We start from the raw sequence: 20,431 nt of genomic DNA, 5'->3' as shown, positions 1-20,431 counted from the left end.
GGCCACCACCAGCCGGCGCAAGCCGGAAAATTCCAGACACGTTGTTGTTGGAGGCAGTGTCTGGGTCTTAACGGAGGAGAAATATCACATGAAACTCAAACATTCCCTGTTTGCAGCCGCTGCTATTGTAGCAACCGCTCTGACACCAGTAAGTAGTTCTGCAGCAGAACTTCAAAAGCTCGGTCTCGCAGTCGCCAACCTTCAGGCCAACTTCTTCAACCAAATTAAGATGTCGGTTGAAGCCTATTCCAAAGAAAAAGGCCTTGAACTCATCATCGTTGACGCCAAGGGCGATAGCGCAACCCAGGTTAGCCAGGTTCAGGATCTGCTCACGCAGGATATCCAGGCCTTGATTTATGTTCCCGCAGGTGCCGCAGCCGCTGCTGTGCCAACCCGTCTGGCTCATGCTCAGGGTGTTCCCGTCATCAACATTGACCGTAACCCTGAAGGCGCACCGGGCGACACCTTCATCGCTTCCGATTCGGTCGCTTCTGCCAAGGAAATCTGCAACTATGCCTTCGAGCAGGTTGGCGGAAAAGGCACCATGCTGATCGTGCATGGCCAGAAAGGCACCACCCCTGAAGTAGATCGCACCAAGGGCTGCATGGAAGCCAAGGAAAAGTTCCCGGATATCACCATTGCCTCTGAGCAATATAGCCAGATGTGGTCACAGGACGAAGGCTTCCAGATCACCCAGAACATGCTGCAGGCTCATTCTGACGCAACCATCGTTTGGGGACAGGCAGACGCTCTGGCTCTTGGCGCAGCACAGGCTGTGAAAGTTGCCAACCTGCCGCAGGATATTTTCGTCTTCGGCTTTGACGGTGATACCGCAGCGCTTGAAGCTCTGCGTGACGGCGTCTTCGATGCAACCAGCACCCAGCGCACCCAGTATTTCGGTCGTCTGGCCGTGGATAGCGCCATCAAGCTTGTCGCTGGTGAAGAAGTTCCGAAACTGCAGCTGCTGCCGGCAACTCTGACCACAAAGGACAATGTTGGCCCGTTCATCGAAAATCATCCTTGATCGGATCTGACGTCTGATTGTTCGATAATGGCTGGATAAGGGAGGGCCCGAAATGGCTGAGGTCAAATCTCCAATTCTTTCTCTTCGTCAAATCAAGAAGAGTTATGGACCGTTGCAGATTCTTCATGGCATCGATCTTGATATTCATGAAGGAGAAGTGGTTGCGCTGTTGGGAGAAAACGGAGCCGGTAAATCAACGGTGTCCAACATCATCTGCGGAACCATCCGGCCAAGTTCGGGCTCAATGACATGGCGAGGCGCGGAATACGCGCCCGCCAACCCTCGCGAGGCAATCGATTCCGGGCTGGGTCTGATCCATCAGGAGCTGAGATTGCTCCCCCATCTCACGATTGCAGAAAATGTCTTTGTGGGGCGCTGGCCCAAATCCCGCGGTCAGATTGACCGCAAGGCCATGGAGCGCAAAGCGCAAGAACAGCTGGAACGGCTGGGTCTTGATCTGCCTGCGAACCGTAAGGTCGAGGGGCTTTCCACGGCCAATCAGCAGCTGGTGGAAATTGCCAAGGCGCTCACCCTCAATGCAAGATTGCTCATTCTGGATGAACCCACAGCAGCCCTCGGCGATGCCGAGACGGAATTGCTGTTCAAGCAAATCGATCGCCTTCGGGCCGATGGCGTCGGTATCATCTATATTTCGCACCGCCTGGAAGAGATCCGGCGCATCGCTGACCGCATTGTGGTCATGCGCGACGGCGCCAAGGTGCAGGAATTCGACAAGGGCGATGTGCCCGTCCGCACCATTGTTGAAAGTATGGTGGGCCGCGAACTGGGTCGCATGTTCCCGCACTTCCCGCCGGTTGGTGACGACGTGACCTTTGAGGTCAAGGATCTCACATCGGCGCTGGATGCGTTCCATGATGTCAGCTTCAAGGTGCATAAAGGCGAAGTGTTCGGCATTGCCGGGCTGGTCGGGGCAGGGCGCACCGAACTGGTTCGCGCCATCACTGGGGCCGACCCGATTTCCGCCGGCAGCATTTATCTCGATGGCAAGGATGTCACGCCGCGCAGTCCGGGCCAATCCATTCGCAATGGCATTGTGCTGGTACCAGAAGATCGCAAGTTGCAGGGATTGGTGCTGGAACACAGCATCTCAGAAAATATCGGCTACGCCAACATGAAGGCCGTTGCGCCCAAAAAATGGGTGAGCAAGAAGGCTATCGATAGTTTTGCAGCGGCCAATATCCATCGCTTCGGAGTGAAGGGGCAGGGACATCAGAATGCCGATGAAATGTCTGGCGGCAACCAGCAGAAGGTGGTGTTGGCCAAATGGCTGGCGACCGATCCGAAAGTGGTTGTTCTGGATGAGCCGACCCGTGGCATTGATGTTGGGGCCCGTTCGTCCATCTATGACATCATTGTCGAGCTGTCAGCAAAAGGGATCTGCGTGATCGTTGTCAGTTCCGACCTTGAAGAAGTGCTGGGTGTTTCCAACCGGATTCTGGTGATGGCTGAAGGCAGACAAGCCGGAATTCTGGATCGCGCAAATGCAAATGACGTGTCAGTGATGGAACTGGCTACCAGCTAGCTCGTCTGGCAGAGGATTTCCTCGTTCGTATATGGGAGAAAGATATGTCCGAATTTAACTTCAATGCGCCAGCAATGTTTGATCTGGGCGGGCGTGTGGCTCTGGTAACCGGCGCTGGCAGTGGCATTGGACAGCATATTGCCATTGGTCTGGCCCAGTGTGGCGCAGATGTTGCGTGCCTGGACCGCCGTGAAGATGATGGCCTTGCCAAGACGCTTGATGCCATCACGGCGGTTGGTAAAAAGGCAATCGCCATCACCGCTGATGTGACCAACAAGGACTCCCTTGTCGAGGCTGTTGCCAAAACGGAAGCCGAGCTTGGAGATCTGGCCATCGCGGTTAACTCCGCTGGTATCGCCAACGCCAATCCGGCGGAGGAAATGAGCGAAGAGCAGTTCCAGACCCTGATGGACATCAACCTCAAGGGGGTCTTCCTCTCCTGTCAGGCTGAAGCCAACGCAATGCTCAAGCATGGCAAGGGCGCCATCGTCAACATCGCCTCCATGTCTGGTGTAATCGTCAACCGCGGCCTGATGCAGGTGCATTACAATTCCTCCAAGGCTGGCGTCATTCATCTGACCAAGAGCATGGCAATGGAATGGGTTGATGGGGGCCTGCGTGTGAATGCCATCAGCCCGGGTTACACGGCAACGCCAATGAACACGCGCCCCGAAATGGTGCACCAGACCAAGGAATTTGAAGACCAGACGCCGATGCATCGTATGGCCAGCGTGGAAGAAATGGTTGGTCCAACCATCTTTCTTGCCAGTGATGCTGCCTCCTACTGCACGGGTGTGAACCTGCTGGTGGATGGTGGCTTCTGCTGCTGGTGAGTGGCGAAAAAGAGAATTCCGGAACGCTAAGTCCGGATGAGGATTGACTGGCACCTCCCTTGCAATCCTTTCTTGCCTAAGTACCTTCTCCTTCAGCAAGAATAGCTCCAGTCAATTCAAGTGCCTGCTTGTAAAAGCAGGCACTTTTTTATTCGATGCAACGATGCCTTTCATGCCGCACCCATAGACAGGAAAGACCGCTTCATAGAATAATTTTGCCACAACGCCTGTCCAATATGGGGCTTGGGGTAGTCTGTTTCGTTGCATATTTGAACCGTAGCGAAATTTTTCTATTCTATCGCACAAGTTGGTACAGGATTTCTCGTAGTCCCCCATCGAATTACCTACATTGTGGTCAAGAGATTTAATGCTAGGGATGAACGATCCATACGCTTGCCCCGATCCCGATCAGGGATCTTGCAGGGAAAGAGCGTGCATGACGTTCTAAATGCGAGGAACAAAAATGGCCCACACTCCGAAAACCACTGAAGGCCGCGGCCGGATCTATGATTCCATCATCGACACCATCGGCAACACACCACTGGTGCGGTTCGACAAGATTGCTGCCAAGCATGGCGTCAAGGCAAACCTGATCGGCAAGCTAGAATTCTTCAACCCGCTTGCAAGCGTCAAGGATCGCATCGGCGTCAATATGATTGAAGCCATGGAAGACGATGGCAAGATCGAGCCGGGCAAAACCACCCTGATCGAGCCGACATCCGGTAATACCGGCATTGCACTTGCTTTCACGGCAGCTGCCAAGGGCTATCGCCTCATTCTGGTCATGCCGGAAACCATGTCCATCGAGCGCCGCAAGATGTTTGCCTATCTGGGTGCCGAGCTGGAGCTGACCGAAGGACCCAAAGGCATGAAGGGTGCGATTGCGCGCGCAGAAGAGCTGGTCAATGAAATTGACAATGCCATCATTCCGCAGCAGTTCCAGAATGCCGCCAACCCTGAAATTCATCGCAGCACCACCGCCGTAGAAATCTGGAATGACACCAACGGGGAAGTGGACGCGCTAGTCTCCGGCGTGGGCACCGGCGGCACCATCACCGGTGTCGGCTCTGAGCTCAAGGCTCGCAAGTCAGATCTGAAGGTGGTGGCGGTTGAACCTTCAGATAGTCCGGTTCTCTCTGGTGGCAAACCCGGGCCACACAAGATTCAGGGCATCGGCGCGGGCTTTGTGCCTGATGTTCTGGACACCAGCCTCATTGATGAAATCATTCAGGTTTCCAATGAAGATGCTTTTGCCTTTTCGCGTGAATTGGCCCGCACAGAAGGTGTGCCAGTTGGCATTTCATCCGGTGCCGCATTGGCTGCAGCCATCGAATTGGGCAAACGGGATGAATTTGCCGGTAAAAATATCGTCATCATCATTCCAAGCTTTGCCGAGCGTTATCTGTCCACTGCCTTGTTTGATGGAATTGGAGAATAAGAAAACCGAAAATTGTTCCAATTCCGAAACATTTTCTGAGTGCATTGGCCGTGGTGGGATCATATTTCCCCACCACGGCTTTTTACTATCTGTGATATGGTTCATGCATCTTTTTGAATCGCAATTGATTTGCATGAGGGACCGTGTACTTCTGCTTCTTTTGTCCGTAGAGCGAGCACAGTCCCTGCAATTAAAATGGAGATGGCGCTTCTGTCTGGAACGACAGGAAAGCCGCCCGTAAAGACCCGAACAGAATGGTGATGGAATGACCCGATTTTCGAACTGTCTCGCCCTATCGCTGCTTGCAGCGTCTGCCGCAGCACTGGCCGGACCGGTGGTGGCAGGAGACGCAGCCGAATTTCGGTCCCATGGTTTCTCAGATGATGAGCGGGGCCGCTATTTTGCCTTTGAGGAATTTGGCGTGGAGAGTGGCCCCCACTATCCTTATTCCAATATCTATATCGTTGATCTGGCGACGGATAAGTGGGTGCCAGATACGCCGGTGCGCGTGCGTTTGGAAGAAGAAGGCGAAACTCCGATCGTGGCCCGCGTCAAGGCATTTGAACAAGCCACGCCCATTATGCAGCAATATCAGATTTCCAATTCCGGTGTGGTCTTGGCCGCTTCGCCCATCAGTGAGGTGGGGGAAAAAGCCATCATGCGTTTCCAGAAGACATCGCAGCCTCTGTTGAGCAACAGCGCGTCTCCTTACACCCTCGAGATCAACACCAAGGATGTACGGGATCTGAACGGGTGCGAAATGGGTGGCGGCACGGTAACCGGTTTTGCGCTGACCCTGACCACGCCCACAGGCGAGACCCGACAGTTGCATGACGAGACGTCGGCTCCGCGCTCGCGTGGCTGTCCGCTCGACTATCACCTCTCGGCTGTCTTTGCGCCAACGCGGATGGAAGCGCAGACCCATGCGGTGGCGCTGGTGGGTGTCTTCAGTCAGACCGATGACGGGCAGGATTTGCGCTATATCGCGGTGCCCTTCTCTTTTTGATCTGTCCTTCGGGGAATGAAAGCCACGCCATGCTGAGTAAAGACGAACTGGAACGCTACGCCCGCCACATTCTGCTAAGGGATGTGGGCGGTCCGGGCCAGCAAAAGCTGAAAGCAGCCAAGGTGCTAGTGGTCGGGGCAGGAGGGCTTGGCTCGCCTCTTCTGGCCTATCTGGCTGCGGCGGGGGTCGGAACTCTTGGCATCGTGGATGATGACACAGTAGCCCTCTCCAATCTGCAAAGGCAGATCATTCATGCTAGTGAAGCGGTTGGCATGTTGAAGGTGGAGAGCGCAGAAGCCAGCCTTGCGCGCATCAATCCTCATGTGGTGGTGCAGCCTCATGCCATGCGTCTTGATGCGGCAAACGGCAAGACGCTGCTGCAGTCCTACGACCTGGTGATCGATGGCACAGACAATTTTGATACCCGCTATCTGGTGGCAGAGCTATGTGAAGAGGCCTGCAAGCCTCTGATCACGGGTGCGGTGGGCATGTTTGATGGATCTATCACCACGCTGAAACCCTATGAGAAGGATGCGCAAGGTCGTCTTAATCCGCGTTATCAAGACCTTTTCCCGAACCGGCCTGCGCCGGGCTCCATTCCCGCCTGTGCCGAAGCGGGCATTCTTGGCGCACTGACTGGCGTCATTGGCTCCATGATGGCGCTTGAGGTCATCAAGGAGATTGTGGGCCTCGGGGAAGGGCTCGTTGGCCGCCTCATCCTGTATGATGCGCGGGCGAGCCGCTTTGAAACCATCCGCTACCGTCGCCGTAAGGAGTGATAAGGCTTGGTCCTCACACCATGGATGGCAACACTCTGTCCGGTGGCCTGTGCCCATCAATGAAGGCCTTGATATTGATGATCACCTTCTCCCCCATATCCATACGGCCCTCTTCCGTGGCCGACCCCATATGAGGCATGAGCACCACGCGCTCCGATCTGGCCAGCTTTGGGTTGATCTTAGGCTCATTCTCGAACACATCGAGCCCTGCGCCAGCGATGTCGCCATTCTCGATCAGGCGGGCCAGTGTCTGTTCGTCAATCACCTCGCCGCGTGCTGTATTGACGATATAGGCGTCTTTGTTGACCAGCTTGAGTCGTCGGGCCGAGAGCAGATGATAGGTGGCTGGCGTGTGGGGGCAGTGAATTGATATGACATCCATTCGCGCCAGCATCTGGTCAAGGCTCTCCCAGTAGGTCGCTTCCAGGTCATATTCCACATCTTCTGAGAGGCGCCGCCGATTGTGATAATGGATCTGCATGCCGAAGGCCTTGGCCCGTCGTGCCACGGCTTGCCCGATGCGCCCCATGCCGATGATGCCCAGCCGCTTGCCCCAGACGCGCTTGCCCAACATCCAAGTGGGCGACCAGCCCGGCCAGTCCTTATGTTCTTTCAAATAGAGCATGCCTTCGGCAAAGCGCCTTGGCACAGCTAGAATGAGCGACATGGCCATGTCGGCTGTGTCTTCTGTCAGAACGCCGGGCGTGTTGGTCACGGTGATGTTGCGGGCATTGGCTGACAGGACATCTATATTGTCGATACCATTGCCGAAATTGGCGATCAGCTTGAGATTTTCTCCCGCCTGCGAGAGAAGATGCGCGTCGATGCGGTCTGTAACCGTTGGCACAAGAATGTCAGCATGTTTGACCGCCTCGACCAGTTGCGCCTGACTCATTGGTTTGTCATCTTCCTTCAGACGCGTATCAAACAATTCGCGCATCCGCGTTTCCACAGCAGCTGGGAGTTTGCGGGTAACGACCACAATCGGCTTTTGTCTCGCCATAGGTTTGCCCTATTCCTGCCTCATAGCATCACCCGTTTCCAGCAGCGATATTGGCTAAAACACACAGAGAATTCGGGTTTCTGGTGTTTATCCTTTTCGCTTAAAGAAGCGTATTCAGGTGAATTTCTTCGATTTTCAGCATGCCAACAGCACGCCATTCCGCTTTGTGAAGTCAGGATAGGATCAATTCAGAGTGAATTTGATATCCGTGTCTTCTCAAGGGGCCGTGATAACTTGCAAAAAATCGCAATAAATTCAATCGCAGGCACCCTTTGGAATGCTATAGGGAATGCCCCTGTCATGACCAGTCATCCCATGGTTTGAGATGTGCCGAACTTATGCATGCAGGTCACTCAGGGTTAAAAGATTCTTTATTGCAGTGGTGTAGCTTCGACTCTGTCGAATTGAGGAACGCCAAGTAGGAAAGCAGCGCAGAGGCAAGATGAAAAAGAGACCGTTCATTGCACAATGGATTGCGGCGATATGCTTGATCGCCATCGCTGACCTGCCAGCCCATGCTCAGGGCACCACCATAGGGCCGTCCGGGCTGAAGATTCCCAGGTTTGTCTCTTTGAAGTCTGATCGCGTCAATGTGCGGGGCGGTCCATCCACGGACCATAAGGTGAAATGGGTTTTCCGTCGCGCCGGTCTGCCGGTGGAAATTGTGCATGAGTTTGAAAACTGGCGCCAGATTCGCGATTCCGAAGGGGAAGAAGGCTGGGTCTACCATTCCCTTCTTTCCGGGCGACGCACGGCCCTTATCAGCCCCTGGCAGACTGCAGGCACTTTGGTGGACCTGCTCAGAAACCCGGCCGAAGATGCGCCGGTGGCGGCCAAGGCTCAGGTTGGCGTACAGGTGGATATCACAGAGTGTGAAAGAGGCTGGTGTGAAGTCGCCGTGCAGAGCTACAGCGGCTGGCTGAAGGCGAATCTCCTCTGGGGCGTCTATCCCAATGAAGAGATCAACTGAATTCTCTCACGGGCGTCCATGGCGATCCTGTGGCATCTGCATGAGCAGGTGTCTGTATGAGCATGTGACTGGCAGTTGATTGCCCGAAGGCATGCCGGCTTCCAGCCCGACTTCTTTCCAGTTAAACAAAAGGCGCTCACCGATTGCTCGGGAGCGCCTTTTTATTTCATTCAAGAAGGGGAAAGCCTTAGTCGGCTTTCTTTTCTTCCTGTTTTATTTCTTCGCCGGTTTCCTGATCAACCACTTTCATGGACAGGCGAACCTTGCCGCGATCATCAAAGCCGAGCAGCTTGACGAAGACGCTGTCGCCTTCTTTCACAACGTCGGTCACCTTGTTGGTGCGCTGTGGGGTCAGCTGGGAGATGTGAACCAGACCATCGCGTGCGCCGAAGAAGTTCACGAAAGCACCAAAGTCAACGGTTTTGACAACCTTTCCTTTGTAGATAACGCCAACTTCAGGTTCAGCAGCAATGGAGTTGATCCAGTTGATCGCTGCGGTGATGGCTGCGCCGTCAGAAGAAGCAACCTTGATGGTGCCGTCGTCGCTGATGTCGACTTTGGCGCCGGTTTTTTCAACGATCTCACGGATGACCTTGCCGCCAGAACCGATGACTTCGCGGATCTTGTCGACAGGGATCTTCAGGGTTTCGATGCGTGGTGCGAATTCGCCAACTTCAGCGCGAGCTTCGCCCAGAGCCTTGCTCATTTCGCCCAGAATGTGCAGACGACCACCCTTTGCCTGTTCCAGAGCGACCTGCATGATCTCTTCGGTGATACCGTCGATCTTGATGTCCATCTGCAGGGAGGTGATGCCTTCCGAGGTACCGGCAACCTTGAAGTCCATGTCGCCGAGGTGATCTTCGTCACCAAGGATGTCGGAAAGAACAGCAAAGTCGTCGCCTTCCTTGATCAGGCCCATTGCGATACCGGCAACAGGAGCCTTCAGAGGAACACCGGCATCCATCAGCGCCAGAGAGGTGCCGCAAACGGTCGCCATGGAAGAGGAACCGTTGGATTCGGTGATGTCGGAAACAACACGCAGGGTGTATGGGAATTCATGATGGGCAGGCAGCATAGGATGCACAGCGCGCCATGCCAGCTTGCCATGACCGATTTCGCGACGGCCCGGAGACCCGATGCGGCCAGCTTCACCAACAGAGAACGGGGGGAAGTTGTAATGCAGCAGGAAGGTTTCCTTGTAAGTGCCAGCCAGAGAATCGACGAACTGTTCGTCATCGCCGGTACCAAGGGTCGCAACCACCAGAGCCTGCGTTTCACCACGGGTGAACAGAGCAGAACCATGGGTACGAGGCAGCTTGCCAACTTCGGAAACGATCGGGCGAACGGTCTTCAGATCGCGACCATCGATACGACCACCGGTCTTGATGATCTGGCCACGAACGATCTTGGCTTCAGCCTTTTTGAACAGATCGCCAACGATAACAGCGTCAGCTGCATTTTCGTCTTCCGGATTGCACAGGGTTGCCATGACTTTTTCTTTTGCCGCATCAACTGCAGCATAGCGTTCGGTCTTGGCAGCAATCTTGAAAGCAGCCTGAAGGTCTTCACCAGCGATTTCTTCAACCTTGGCAGCCAGCTCGGAATAGTCCGGCATGGAGAATTCGCGAGGCTCTTTGGCAGCTTTTTCAGCAAGGCGGATGATGGCGTCGATAACCGGCTGGAAGCCTGCATGACCGAACATCACGGCCTTCAGCATGGTTTCTTCGGTCAGGTTCTGCGCTTCGGATTCAACCATCAGAACGGCATCGTTGGTACCGGCAACAATCAGATCCAGCTTGGAATCTTCCATCGAGTCGATGGCCGGGTTGAGAACGAATTCGTCATTGATGAGACCAACGCGGGCACCGCCGATCGGGCCCATGAAAGGAACACCGGAAAGGGTCAGCGCTGCGGAAGCGGCAACCATAGCCAGAATGTCTGGGTCATTGACCATGTCATGGCTGACAACGGTGATGATGACCTGTGTCTCGCATTTATATCCATCAACGAACAGCGGACGGATCGGACGGTCGATCAGACGAGAGGTGAGGGTTTCTTTTTCGCTTGGACGGCCTTCACGTTTGAAGTAACCACCCGGAATTTTACCGGCAGCGTAGGTTTTTTCCTGATAGTTGACGGTAAGCGGGAAGAAGTCGAGGCCCGGCTTAGGCTGTTTTGCAGACACAACGGTCGCAAGAACAGTGGTTTCGCCAAGGGAAGCCAGAACAGCGCCGTCAGCCTGACGAGCAACTTGACCGGTTTCCAGAACGAGCTTCTGCCCGCCCCAATCGATTTCTTCACGTTGAATATCGAACATTCAAATGTCCTTTCCTGTATGCCCGGCATATCGGATATATGGGGCATCGATCTAACTCTATTTGATCACGGGCAAGACAACGAGCGGCTTCAGCACTTTGTGGCGCTTGGGCAAAGCGGCTGGCAATCCTGCCTGTGAACGATGGTGAATCAGAAAATCCGATTGCACCAATTTTTAAACCACTCCGGCAGGGTTATGCCAGAGCAACGGGAGGGTTTCCCTTTGGCATTTCGTTTATCGCTCAAGCGCACAACGAAAATGCGTACGATCTGGAAATAACGTCAATCCTTTGAAAAGTAGCACTATCAAAAGGGTTGCGGATCGTACAATTTGAAAACGCGGCGACCGGCAGGCCACCGCGTTTATCAGAGAATTAACGACGCAGTCCGAGGCGTTCGATCAGCGACTGGTAACGTGCCACGTCTTTGGCTTTGACATAGTCAAGCAACTTACGACGCTGGGAAACCAGTTTCAGAAGGCCACGACGGGAGTGGTTATCTTTCTTGTGAGACTTGAAATGCTCAGTCAAGTTGATGATCCGCTCGGTAAGAACAGCGACCTGTACCTCTGGGGAACCGGTATCGCCATCTTTGGTGGCATATTCCTTGATCAGCTCTTGCTTGCGTTCAGCAGTAATCGACATCGGTTTCTCCTTTAGTTCTTTGGCTCGGCATCGCTTGAAAAGACAGGCGGATGCTCAGGCAGATTGAAAACGCGCCTAGGCCAGAGTTCTCCTTCGATCACTTCACATATGGCCACCAGCAATCCTGCATTCATGGCCGCGACGTGACCGTCGATTGGAGCGTCCTGTCCACGCAGCAAAACCGATTGTCCTCGGCGTAATCTTGCTGCGGCATTCCTGTTTATGGCCAGAGCCGGGATGTCGTCCAGCGCGGTCTCAACAGGAAGCAAGGCAGAGGCGAGCCCGGGCTCGCCGGGCGCACTATGGCTCAACTGTTCCAGATCGTCCAGCGAAATAAGCATTTCTTCGGTAAATGGACCTGAAATGAGCCGACGCAGGGCCACAACATGGCCACGCGTTCCGAGATGTCGCCCAATATCCCGTGCCAGAGACCTGACATAGGTGCCCTTGGAACATTCGGCGACAAAAACTGCAGTATCCTCGTCCGGTGCTTCGAGGAGTTCAAGATGATGAATGGTAACCGGGCGGGCGGCGAGTTTGACCTCTTCGCCATCGCGCGCCAGATCATAGGCGCGTTCGCCATTCACCTTGATGGCGGAAAAGGCAGGGGGAACCTGCATGATCTCGCCGGAAAAATGCTCAAGGGCAGCTTCGATTTCCTCTTCGGTCGGGCGGTGGGCCGAGCTGTCGATCAACTCGCCTTCCGCGTCATCCGTCGAGGTCTCTTCGCCCCAGCGCACCGTGAATTCATATTCCTTGTAGCCATCCATGACGAAGGAAACCGTCTTGGTGCCCTCGCCAATGGCAATCGGCAAGCAGCCGGAAGCCAACGGGTCAAGGGTGCCAGCGTGGCCAGCCTTCTTGACATTGAAGATACGCTTGATCGCACCAACAGCCTGCGTCGAGGTCATGTTGAGCGGCTTGTCCAGAGCGATCCATCCATGCACGTCGGTTCGGCGCTTGGCGCGGAATTGCTGCTTCTTTTTCTTCTTCGGTTTCGGGGCTTCGCTTGTCTGTTCTTCAGATGCGGAGCCCGCCTGCTGCATATCTTCGCTCATCTTGGCTCCTACTTGTCGTCAGTATCGTCTTCAGATGCATCGTCTTCGTGATGCAGATCTCTCTGAACAAGGGGCGAATCAAGCAGGGCATCGATGCGGGAAGCCTCATCAAAGGTCTCGTCATAGCGAAAGCGCAAGTCGGGCGTATGCTTGAGCGTCAGGTCACGCCCCAGACGGCCGCGCAGATATTTCTTGTGGCCGTTGAGCGCATCCACGATGGCTTTTTCTTCACCGGGCGCACCAAGCGGCATGACAAAGGCGGTTGCCAATGTCAGATCCGGGCTCATGCGCACTTCGGGGATGGAAATCACGAATTGTTCCAGAAACGGATCGATGATCTCGCCCCGGGTGAGGCATTCGGATAAGGATTTTCGAACCAGTTCGCCTACGCGCAACTGGCGCTGGGACGGCATGCCGCCGCCCTTGCGAGAACTACGTCCCATAAGATGTCCTAATTGTTGGAGGCTATGGGCGGGATTGGACCGGCCAAGCCTGAAATCACGTCAGCCATGCGGCTTCATGCGTTAGGTATATTAAAAATGGCAAAGGTCAAGGGAAAACCCTCGACCTTTGCCCGATTGCGTTAACAAAAGATCCTTAGAGCGTCCGGGCGATCTCTTCCACACGGAAGCATTCGATCTGATCGCCAGCGCGCAGGTCCTGATAGCCTTCGAAGGCCATACCGCATTCCTGCCCAACGCGCACTTCCTTGACTTCGTCCTTGAAGCGCTTGAGGGTCGACAGCTTGCCGGTATGGATAACAACATCATCACGCAGCAGACGCACGCCGGTGCCACGTTCCACCACACCTTCGGTGACGCGACAGCCAGCAACCTTGCCGACTTTGGTGATGTTGAACACTTCCAGAATTTCCGCGTAACCGATGAAGGTTTCGCGAACTTCTGGGCTGAGCATACCGGACATTGCCGCTTTCACATCATCGGTCAGATCGTAGATGATGTTATAGTAGCGGATTTCGACGCCTTTCTGCTCGGCAGCCTGCTTGGCCTGTACGTTTGCACGCACGTTAAAGGCAATGATCGGAGCACCGGACGCAGCCGCAAGGGTCACATCGGATTCGGTCACACCACCAACACCGGAATGCAGGATCTGTGCGGAAACCTCTTCGTTGCCGATGCCGTCGAGTGCGCCGATAATGGCTTCGACAGAACCTTTCACGTCGCCCTTGATGACAAGCGGGAAGGATTGGCTGTCGCCGCTTTCCTTCAGGTTGCTAAGCATCTGTTCCAGAGACCCGCGGTTGGCCTTGGCTGCGGCAAGATCCTTGTTCTTGCGGACACGATAGTCGGTGATCTCGCGAGCGCGGCCTTCGGTCTCAACAACAGCGAACTGGTCACCAGCGTCAGGTGCGGCGTCAAAGCCCAGAATCTCGACCGGTTTGGACGGCTCTGCCTCTTCAACCTTTTCGCCTTGATCGTCGATCAGAGCGCGAACTTTACCCCAATGCTCACCGGCAACAACGATGTCGCCAACCTTGAGGGTACCATTCTGCACCAGAACCGTTGCAACTGGGCCACGGCCTTTGTCGAGCTTGGCTTCAACCACGATACCGTCGGCTTCCCTGTTCGGGTTGGCCTTGAGTTCAAGCAGTTCTGACTGCATCAGAATGGCATCGAGAAGATCTTCCAGATGCAGCTGTTCCTTGGCAGACACTTCCACTTCGAGAACGTCGCCGCCCATGCTTTCGACAAACACACCATGCTGAAGCAACTCGTTGCGAACGCGGGTCGGATCTGCTGCTGGCAGATCTATCTTGTTCACTGCCACGATGATTGGCACTTCAGCGGCCTTGGCGTGGTTGATCGCCTCAATGGTCTGCGGCATGACGCCATCGTCTGCAGCAACCACGAGAATGACGATATCAGTCGACTGAGCACCGCGGGCACGCATTTCGGTAAAGGCAGCGTGGCCTGGCGTATCGATGAAGGTGATCTTCTGATCATTCTGCGTAACCTGATAGGCACCGATATGCTGGGTAATGCCGCCAGCTTCGCCGCGTACCACATTGGCATGGCGAATGGCATCAAGCAGCGAGGTCTTGCCGTGGTCAACGTGACCCATGATGGTCACGACAGACGGACGGGATACCATTTCATCTGCGGCGTCTTTCTTGTCGAACAGACCTTCCTCAACGTCAGATGCGGCAACGCGTTTAACAGTGTGGCCCAGTTCTTCGGCCACCAGCTGTGCGGTATCAGCATCCAATACATCGACGGTTTTGACCATCATGCCCTGTTTCATCAGGATCTTGATCACGTCGACGGCGCGTTCGGTCATACGCTGGGCCAGTTCCTGTACCGTGATGGTTTCAGGAATAACCACTTCGCGGAAGACCTTTTCGCGCGGCGCATCGTGCTGGGCACCTTTTTGCTTTTGACGACGACGGCGCATGGAAGCGAGTGAACGCTCGCGCTGCTCGTCGGCATTGAGCGCATTGGTCAAGGTCAGTTTGCCACGACGACGCTGCGCATCAGAACGTGGTTTGGCTGGCGTGGCTGCCCGGGCATTATCGTCAGGACGTGGCTTCTTTGGCACAGGCTTGAGGGTTTTTGCGCCCGGTTTTGCTTCAACCGACGCATCCGGTGCAACAAAGCCTTCTCCTGCAGACGCACGAGCACCACCTCGTTGTGGGCGGTTGATCTTGGCGCCTGGACGGGCTCCGGAGCGATCATCATCACCCTCGCGACGCGGGCCACGTGGCTTGGCTGGACGTTTGTCAGCACCAGGCTTGGCATCGCGTGCCGGGCGGTCACCTTGCGGACGATCCCCTCTTGGTGGGCGATCGGCCGGTTTGCCTGAGCGTTCCTTGGAGCGAGGCTGAGCATCACCCTTAGCTTCGGTAGGTGCCTTGGCTGGCTTGGTCTCAGCTTTTGCCGCTTCGGCAGCTTCGCGAGCCTTGCGCTCTTCTTCAACCTTCTTCGCTTCGGCTTCTTCTTTGGCCTTCTGCACTGCAGCGGCCTCTTCTTCGGCTTTGCGTTTGGCTTCTTCTTCAGCTTTGCGTGCAGCTTCAACCTTGCGCTTGGCTTCTTCTTCTTTCTTGCGCTGCTCCATTTCGCGCGCGCGGACTTTCGCCGCTTCAAGCGCCTGGAGGCGTTTCGCATTTTCCGAAGACGTCAGATTGCGCTGACCGGTCGCATTGTTGCCACCGTTGCCCTGATTGTTGCCGTTGCGATTGCGCTGGCGCTGGCCGCGACCACCCGAGCCCTTGCCCTGGTTGGCGCCATTGCCGCCGTTGCCACCGCCCGAACGGTTATCCGAGCCGCGATTTTGCGGCTGACCGGAAGCGGCGGCTGGCTTGTCTGCAGACTTGGGCGCAGCTTCGCTGGCGGCCGGCTTGCCGCCAGTCGTCTGCTTCGTTTCACCTGGTGCAGTGAACCGCCGCTTTCGTTTTTCAACAACAACGGCCTTCGATCGGCCATGAGAAAAACTCTGGCGTACGGTGCCTTGCCCCACATTCTTGCCCAGAGACAATGTCTTTTTCTCTGACGGGCTATTGTTGTCGCTGCTGTTTTCGTTGCTCATTTCTCGGTCAATACCCTTCACTGCCTCCCTCAAGAGGCCTGTCCAGCGGTTCGGTCGTCCGGACCGCTGTTAGAATCCGGTTCACTTGGTTGCAAGTAGGCTTCCAGCACCGCAACCTGTTTGATGAAGCTCTTGCTCGCCGAACCGGCGATCAAGGCAGCATGTACCACATTTCCGTATCCAAGCGCGTTACTTAACGCCTCAGCGCTGAATCTGCGAACAATAGGCAGTTCGCAGTCGCTGCCATAATGGCGCCGTACGGCTTGGGACAGTTTCTTCTGTCCGTCTTCTGCAGCATCTGCCGCATGTATTAGTCCAATTGCACCCCTTTGTGCAATGGACGTTTCTACCTTTGCAAAGCCGGTCACAATCTGTCCGGCTTTTCGCGTCATGGATAGGGACGATAAACACCCCTTTTCCATGAGTTCTGCGACAAGCTCTGCCAAGCCGTCGCATTTTGGCACTTTCTGTTTGAAACCGCGCGCAAACAGTCCTTTGTCTGCGGCCTGCTTCACCAGATCATGCCTTGCTGTCACCCAGACGCCACGTCCGGGTAACCGCATTTTCAAGTCTGGAACAACGCTGAAATCAGGAGCCAGCACAAACCGTATCATTCGGTCCTTGGGAAGACTTTCCCGTGTTACCAGACATTGTCTTGTTGTCTGTTCGCTCTTTTGCGGCACGGTTTATCCTCTCAAGGCCGTTTTTGTCAAATCTTGTCGCAAACCGAGACTATTCGGGCGACAGTTCAGACCGGTTTCAGGCCTCTTCTTCTTCTTCCTCAGCGGGTGCTTCCTCTTCTTCTTCAGACGGTTGATCATCTGCGATTGCGCCAGTGGCTTCATCGTCCAGATCCAGATCATCCGTTTCGTCTGCTTCCATCTGCTCATATTCGGCAGCTTCTTCTTCGCTCAGCAGTTCGGAAGGATCAATCCATCCCGCCGCAACGCGGGTCAGCATGACGATGTCTTCGGCTTCCTGACGCGAAATATCGAAATCGGACAGGGTGCCCTTGAAGCGCTTCACTTCACCATTGTGTCGTTCGGTCCAGCCAACCAGATCATCGGTTGCGCAGCCAGCAAGATCTTCAATGGTCTTGATATCGTCGCGACCAAGCGCAACAAGCATCGGCAGGGTGAGGCCCGAAATTTCAAGAAGATCGTCGGAAACACCCAGCGCGAGGCGCTCTTCATTCTGTTTTTCCGCTTCGGCTTCCAGATATTCGCTTGCGCGTCTCTGGATTTCCTGAGCGGTTTCTTCATCGAAGCCCTCGATGTCGGAGACTTCGCTTGCATCCACATAGGCCACTTCTTCAATAGAGGTGAAGCCTTCGGAAGCCAGAAGCTGGGCGACGATATCATCAACATCAAGTGCCTGCATGAAGAGCTGGGCGCGTTCGTTGAATTCTTTCTGGCGACGCTCGGATTCTTCTTCCTCGGTCATGATGTCGATGTCCCAGCCGGTCAGCTGGGAAGCAAGACGGACATTCTGACCGCGACGGCCAATGGCGAGCGAGAGCTGGTCATTGGGAACAACAACTTCGATCCGCTCGCTGTCTTCATCAAGCACAACCTTGGCCACTTCAGCCGGCTGCAGCGCATTGACGATAAAGGTCGCAGGATCTTCGGACCATGGAATGATATCGATCTTTTCACCCTGCAGCTCGTTGACAACGGCCTGAACGCGGGATCCACGCATGCCAACGCAGGCGCCGACCGGATCAATGGAACTGTCACTGGAAACCACAGCGATCTTGGCACGGGAGCCAGGATCGCGCGCCACAGACTTGATGGTGATAATGCCATCATAGATCTCTGGCACTTCCTGTGCAAACAACTTGGCCATGAACTGTGGATGTGTTCTGGACAAAAAGATCTGCGGGCCACGCTGTTCACGACGCACATCATAGATAATGGCGCGGATGCGGTCGCCCGGACGGAAGGCTTCGCGTGCGATCAATTCATCGCGACGGACAATGGCTTCGCTACCAGAAAGATCAAGGGTGACGTTGCCATATTCAACACGTTTGACCTGACCATTGACGATTTCAAACTGGCGGTCCTTGAATTCTTCATACTGGTGATCACGTTCGGCTTCGCGCACTTTCTGCACGATGACCTGCTTGGCAGATTGGGCAGAAATACGCCCGAATTCAAGCGGCGGCAGCTGATCGGAGACGATATCGCCGATCTGGGCATCCGGCTTCTTGTCCTTGGCATCAACCAAGGCAATCTGGGTTGCGTAATCTTCGACCTCGTCAACCACTTCCATCAACCGCTCGAGCCGGGTTTCACCGGTGCGTGGGTTGATCGTCGCCTTGATTTCTGTCTCTTGACCATAACGGGAGCGCGCAGCTTTCTGGATTGCGTCCTCCATGGCCCCGATCACGATCATGCGATCAATCGATTTTTCGCGCGCCACAGCATCTGCGATCTGCAAAAGTTCAAGACGGTTTGCACTGATTGCCATCGTCAGTGTCTCCTATTCTTCCCTGTCAGCGTCAGTGGCTTCTTCCACTTCTGCCGGTTCTGCGGGCTGAGCTTTCAGCGCCAGCTCCATGAGTTTATCAGTCATTACAAGCTTCGCATCTGCCAGATCCGAAAGCGGCAGACGTACATTGGGGTCGCTATCCTGCGGTGCGTCGGGCAAAATCAGCTTGAGTTCCTCTCCCTCGACACCGTCAAGAATGCCTCTGAACCGGCGACGACCATCCATGGGAACGGACAGCTCTATCTTGGCGTCATGCCCACTCCAGGCCACCAGATCGCGTACCCGCACCAACGGACGGTCCACGCCTGGAGAGGAAACTTCAAGATAGTATTCGCTGTCAATCGGATCTTCGACATCAAGCACAGGCGAAAGGGCGCGGGATACAGCCTCGCAGCCTTCGATCGTCATCGTGCCATCGGGGGCTTCGGCCATGATCTGAACGGTACAGCCATGCTGGCCGGTGATTCTCACGCGGACCAGATCGTAGCCCAGATCAACAATCACAGGTTCAACGATGCTGGCGATGCGTGCTTCCAGCCCTTTTTCGCCCGTGAGGCGCGGCTCTTTGCCCGCTTTTACTTGACTGCTCTCAACCATAGGGAAAGCCTGTCTCCATTTCTCTTCGTCCATGCAGGCGACATATGTCACGTGCGAAAGGCGTTTGAACTCAAGGCAACTGCTTTCCGTTATGCGTCTTGTCCCTTGGGAGTTGCCTGTTTCCAAAGCGTGGAAGCGGGCCAGCATATCGGATACTGATCACCTAATTTACCAGACCCGGCTGTAGAAGGGGAGGCCACCTAACAAAAAAGAGCGGGTCCTTGTCGCGGCCCACTCTAAACAGCTTGTCTAGATTTTGAGAGCTTCATACACCAGAAAGAGCGTAAAAAGCAAGGGTTTTTACGATCAGCTGCGACATTTCTCTTCTATTTACGACGAAATGTCAGATATTGCGGTCTTCTTCCTTCGCGAAAAGCTTTGGCTTCATAGCGTGTGCGTTCCCAATCCGGCCATGCAATCAACCGGTCCTCAGGAGTGTTGCATTCCTCGCTCAGTGCTGCGCAGCCATCAACATGCTCCAGCGTCCATTCCACATAGTCTTCAATATCCGAGGCAAAACGGAAGATGCCACCCGGTTTCAACACGCGTGCGATGCGATCAAGATTCTGGCTGGAGACAAACCGCCGCTTCCAGTGACGCTTCTTGTGCCATGGATCCGGATAGAGCAGAAAAATCCTGTCGAGGGATGCGTCCGGCAGCCAATCCAGGATATGGGCTGCATCCTCGTCATAAAGCCGGATATTGCCAATCTGCTTTTCATCGATCGCGGCCAGAGCCTTGACGGCTCCGTTGATGAAAGGCTCGCAGCCGATCAGGCCCACAGTTGGGTTGTTTGTCGCCTGCCTGATGAGATGCTCGCCGCCGCCAAAGCCGATCTCCATCCAGACCTCACCCGGCTCATGGGCAAATTGCGCCTTGATGCTGTCGATCGGGCGGGTCGGGTTGAGGCTGATTTTTGGCAGCAATTCATCAATCAGCCTTTGCTGTGCGGGGCTCAGTGGCTTGCCCTTGCGCCGCCCGAAGAAACTGGTCGCGATCTGCTTTTCGATCAGGCGGGATTGGGAGGGGCGGAATTGGGGCTTTTCAGAAGAAAATGGGCTCATGGTCTCGGACTGGATGCGATTTGTTGAACTGAAAGCAAAAGGCTTTGCGTTCATAATAACAGTTTGGCCCACGCGAACCAAACTGCGTTTCAAGCAACGCGATTGTTCGGGCAGGCCAAAACA

The 20,431-nt window shown here is 55.0% G+C and carries 16 protein-coding genes and 1 pseudogene; 7 read left to right on the top strand and 10 right to left on the bottom strand.

Features of this window, described 5'->3' with window-relative positions:
• Window positions 1-88 precede the first annotated feature (88 nt).
• The 6 genes from ACKPCT_RS17430 (at window position 89) to moeB (ending at window position 6,623) form a co-directional block, all read left to right on the top strand.
• Complete coding sequence (locus ACKPCT_RS17430) at window positions 89-1,024, top strand: sugar ABC transporter substrate-binding protein (RefSeq protein ID WP_090072467.1); 936 nt, start codon at window positions 89-91, stop codon at window positions 1,022-1,024.
• Between the two features lie 52 nt (window positions 1,025-1,076).
• Entirely contained in the window at window positions 1,077-2,567 is a 1,491-nt protein-coding gene (locus ACKPCT_RS17425) for a sugar ABC transporter ATP-binding protein (protein WP_090072469.1), read from the top strand.
• A gap of 44 nt (window positions 2,568-2,611) precedes the next feature.
• The gene (locus tag ACKPCT_RS17420; protein ID WP_319567520.1) at window positions 2,612-3,400 is read left to right on the top strand and encodes an SDR family oxidoreductase; all 789 of its coding nucleotides are present in this window, start codon (window positions 2,612-2,614) and stop codon (window positions 3,398-3,400) included.
• A 463-nt stretch (window positions 3,401-3,863) separates the two neighbouring features.
• Complete coding sequence (cysK, locus tag ACKPCT_RS17415) at window positions 3,864-4,838, top strand: cysteine synthase A (RefSeq protein WP_090072473.1); 975 nt, start codon at window positions 3,864-3,866, stop codon at window positions 4,836-4,838.
• A gap of 265 nt (window positions 4,839-5,103) precedes the next feature.
• Window positions 5,104-5,844, top strand: coding sequence for a DUF2259 domain-containing protein (locus ACKPCT_RS17410; RefSeq protein WP_319567519.1), 741 nt, complete (start codon window positions 5,104-5,106; stop codon window positions 5,842-5,844).
• Between the two features lie 29 nt (window positions 5,845-5,873).
• The gene (gene moeB / locus ACKPCT_RS17405; protein WP_319567518.1) at window positions 5,874-6,623 is read left to right on the top strand and encodes a molybdopterin-synthase adenylyltransferase MoeB; all 750 of its coding nucleotides are present in this window, start codon (window positions 5,874-5,876) and stop codon (window positions 6,621-6,623) included.
• A 13-nt stretch (window positions 6,624-6,636) separates the two neighbouring features.
• Here the strand turns inward: moeB and ACKPCT_RS17400 are convergent, their stop codons facing one another.
• Entirely contained in the window at window positions 6,637-7,626 is a 990-nt protein-coding gene (locus ACKPCT_RS17400) for a 2-hydroxyacid dehydrogenase (protein ID WP_090072478.1), read from the bottom strand.
• Window positions 7,627-8,068: 442 nt separating this feature from the next.
• Here ACKPCT_RS17400 and ACKPCT_RS17395 point away from each other — a divergent pair, with 442 nt between their 5' ends.
• Window positions 8,069-8,596: an SH3 domain-containing protein gene (locus ACKPCT_RS17395; protein WP_090072480.1), complete on the top strand. Its 528-nt coding sequence runs from the start codon at window positions 8,069-8,071 to the stop codon at window positions 8,594-8,596.
• Between the two features lie 187 nt (window positions 8,597-8,783).
• On the opposite strand, the gene pnp is transcribed toward ACKPCT_RS17395, so the two are convergent.
• From pnp to trmB, 9 genes and pseudogenes are all read right to left on the bottom strand, one after another.
• Entirely contained in the window at window positions 8,784-10,913 is a 2,130-nt protein-coding gene (gene pnp / locus ACKPCT_RS17390) for a polyribonucleotide nucleotidyltransferase (RefSeq protein ID WP_090072482.1), read from the bottom strand.
• Between the two features lie 373 nt (window positions 10,914-11,286).
• A complete protein-coding gene (gene rpsO / locus ACKPCT_RS17385; RefSeq protein ID WP_090072484.1) occupies window positions 11,287-11,556 on the bottom strand; it encodes a 30S ribosomal protein S15 in 270 nt (89 codons plus the stop codon).
• 11 nt (window positions 11,557-11,567) lie between these two features.
• Window positions 11,568-12,614 carry a tRNA pseudouridine(55) synthase TruB gene (truB, locus tag ACKPCT_RS17380; RefSeq protein WP_175528046.1) on the bottom strand — a complete coding sequence of 349 codons (1,047 nt, stop codon included), beginning with the start codon at window positions 12,612-12,614 and terminating at the stop codon, window positions 11,568-11,570.
• An 8-nt stretch (window positions 12,615-12,622) separates the two neighbouring features.
• A complete protein-coding gene (gene rbfA, locus ACKPCT_RS17375; protein ID WP_090072486.1) occupies window positions 12,623-13,057 on the bottom strand; it encodes a 30S ribosome-binding factor RbfA in 435 nt (144 codons plus the stop codon).
• Between the two features lie 154 nt (window positions 13,058-13,211).
• Window positions 13,212-16,157, bottom strand: a pseudogene (gene infB / locus ACKPCT_RS17370) (translation initiation factor IF-2).
• 29 nt (window positions 16,158-16,186) lie between these two features.
• Entirely contained in the window at window positions 16,187-16,840 is a 654-nt protein-coding gene (locus ACKPCT_RS17365) for an RNA-binding protein (protein ID WP_090072490.1), read from the bottom strand.
• A 76-nt stretch (window positions 16,841-16,916) separates the two neighbouring features.
• Window positions 16,917-18,626: a transcription termination factor NusA gene (nusA, locus tag ACKPCT_RS17360; protein ID WP_319567516.1), complete on the bottom strand. Its 1,710-nt coding sequence runs from the start codon at window positions 18,624-18,626 to the stop codon at window positions 16,917-16,919.
• 12 nt (window positions 18,627-18,638) lie between these two features.
• A complete protein-coding gene (gene rimP, locus ACKPCT_RS17355; RefSeq protein ID WP_090072496.1) occupies window positions 18,639-19,244 on the bottom strand; it encodes a ribosome maturation factor RimP in 606 nt (201 codons plus the stop codon).
• Window positions 19,245-19,570: 326 nt separating this feature from the next.
• The gene (gene trmB, locus ACKPCT_RS17350) at window positions 19,571-20,308 is read right to left on the bottom strand and encodes a tRNA (guanosine(46)-N7)-methyltransferase TrmB (protein WP_407062720.1); all 738 of its coding nucleotides are present in this window, start codon (window positions 20,306-20,308) and stop codon (window positions 19,571-19,573) included.
• Window positions 20,309-20,431 lie beyond the last annotated feature (123 nt).

It is taken from the genome of Cohaesibacter marisflavi, assembly GCF_963665895.2.
In the GTDB taxonomy this organism is placed as follows: Bacteria; Pseudomonadota; Alphaproteobacteria; order Rhizobiales; family Cohaesibacteraceae; genus Cohaesibacter; species Cohaesibacter marisflavi.
The sequence above is the reverse complement of the archived record's forward strand: the minus strand, read 5'-3'. Positions and strand labels throughout refer to the sequence as shown.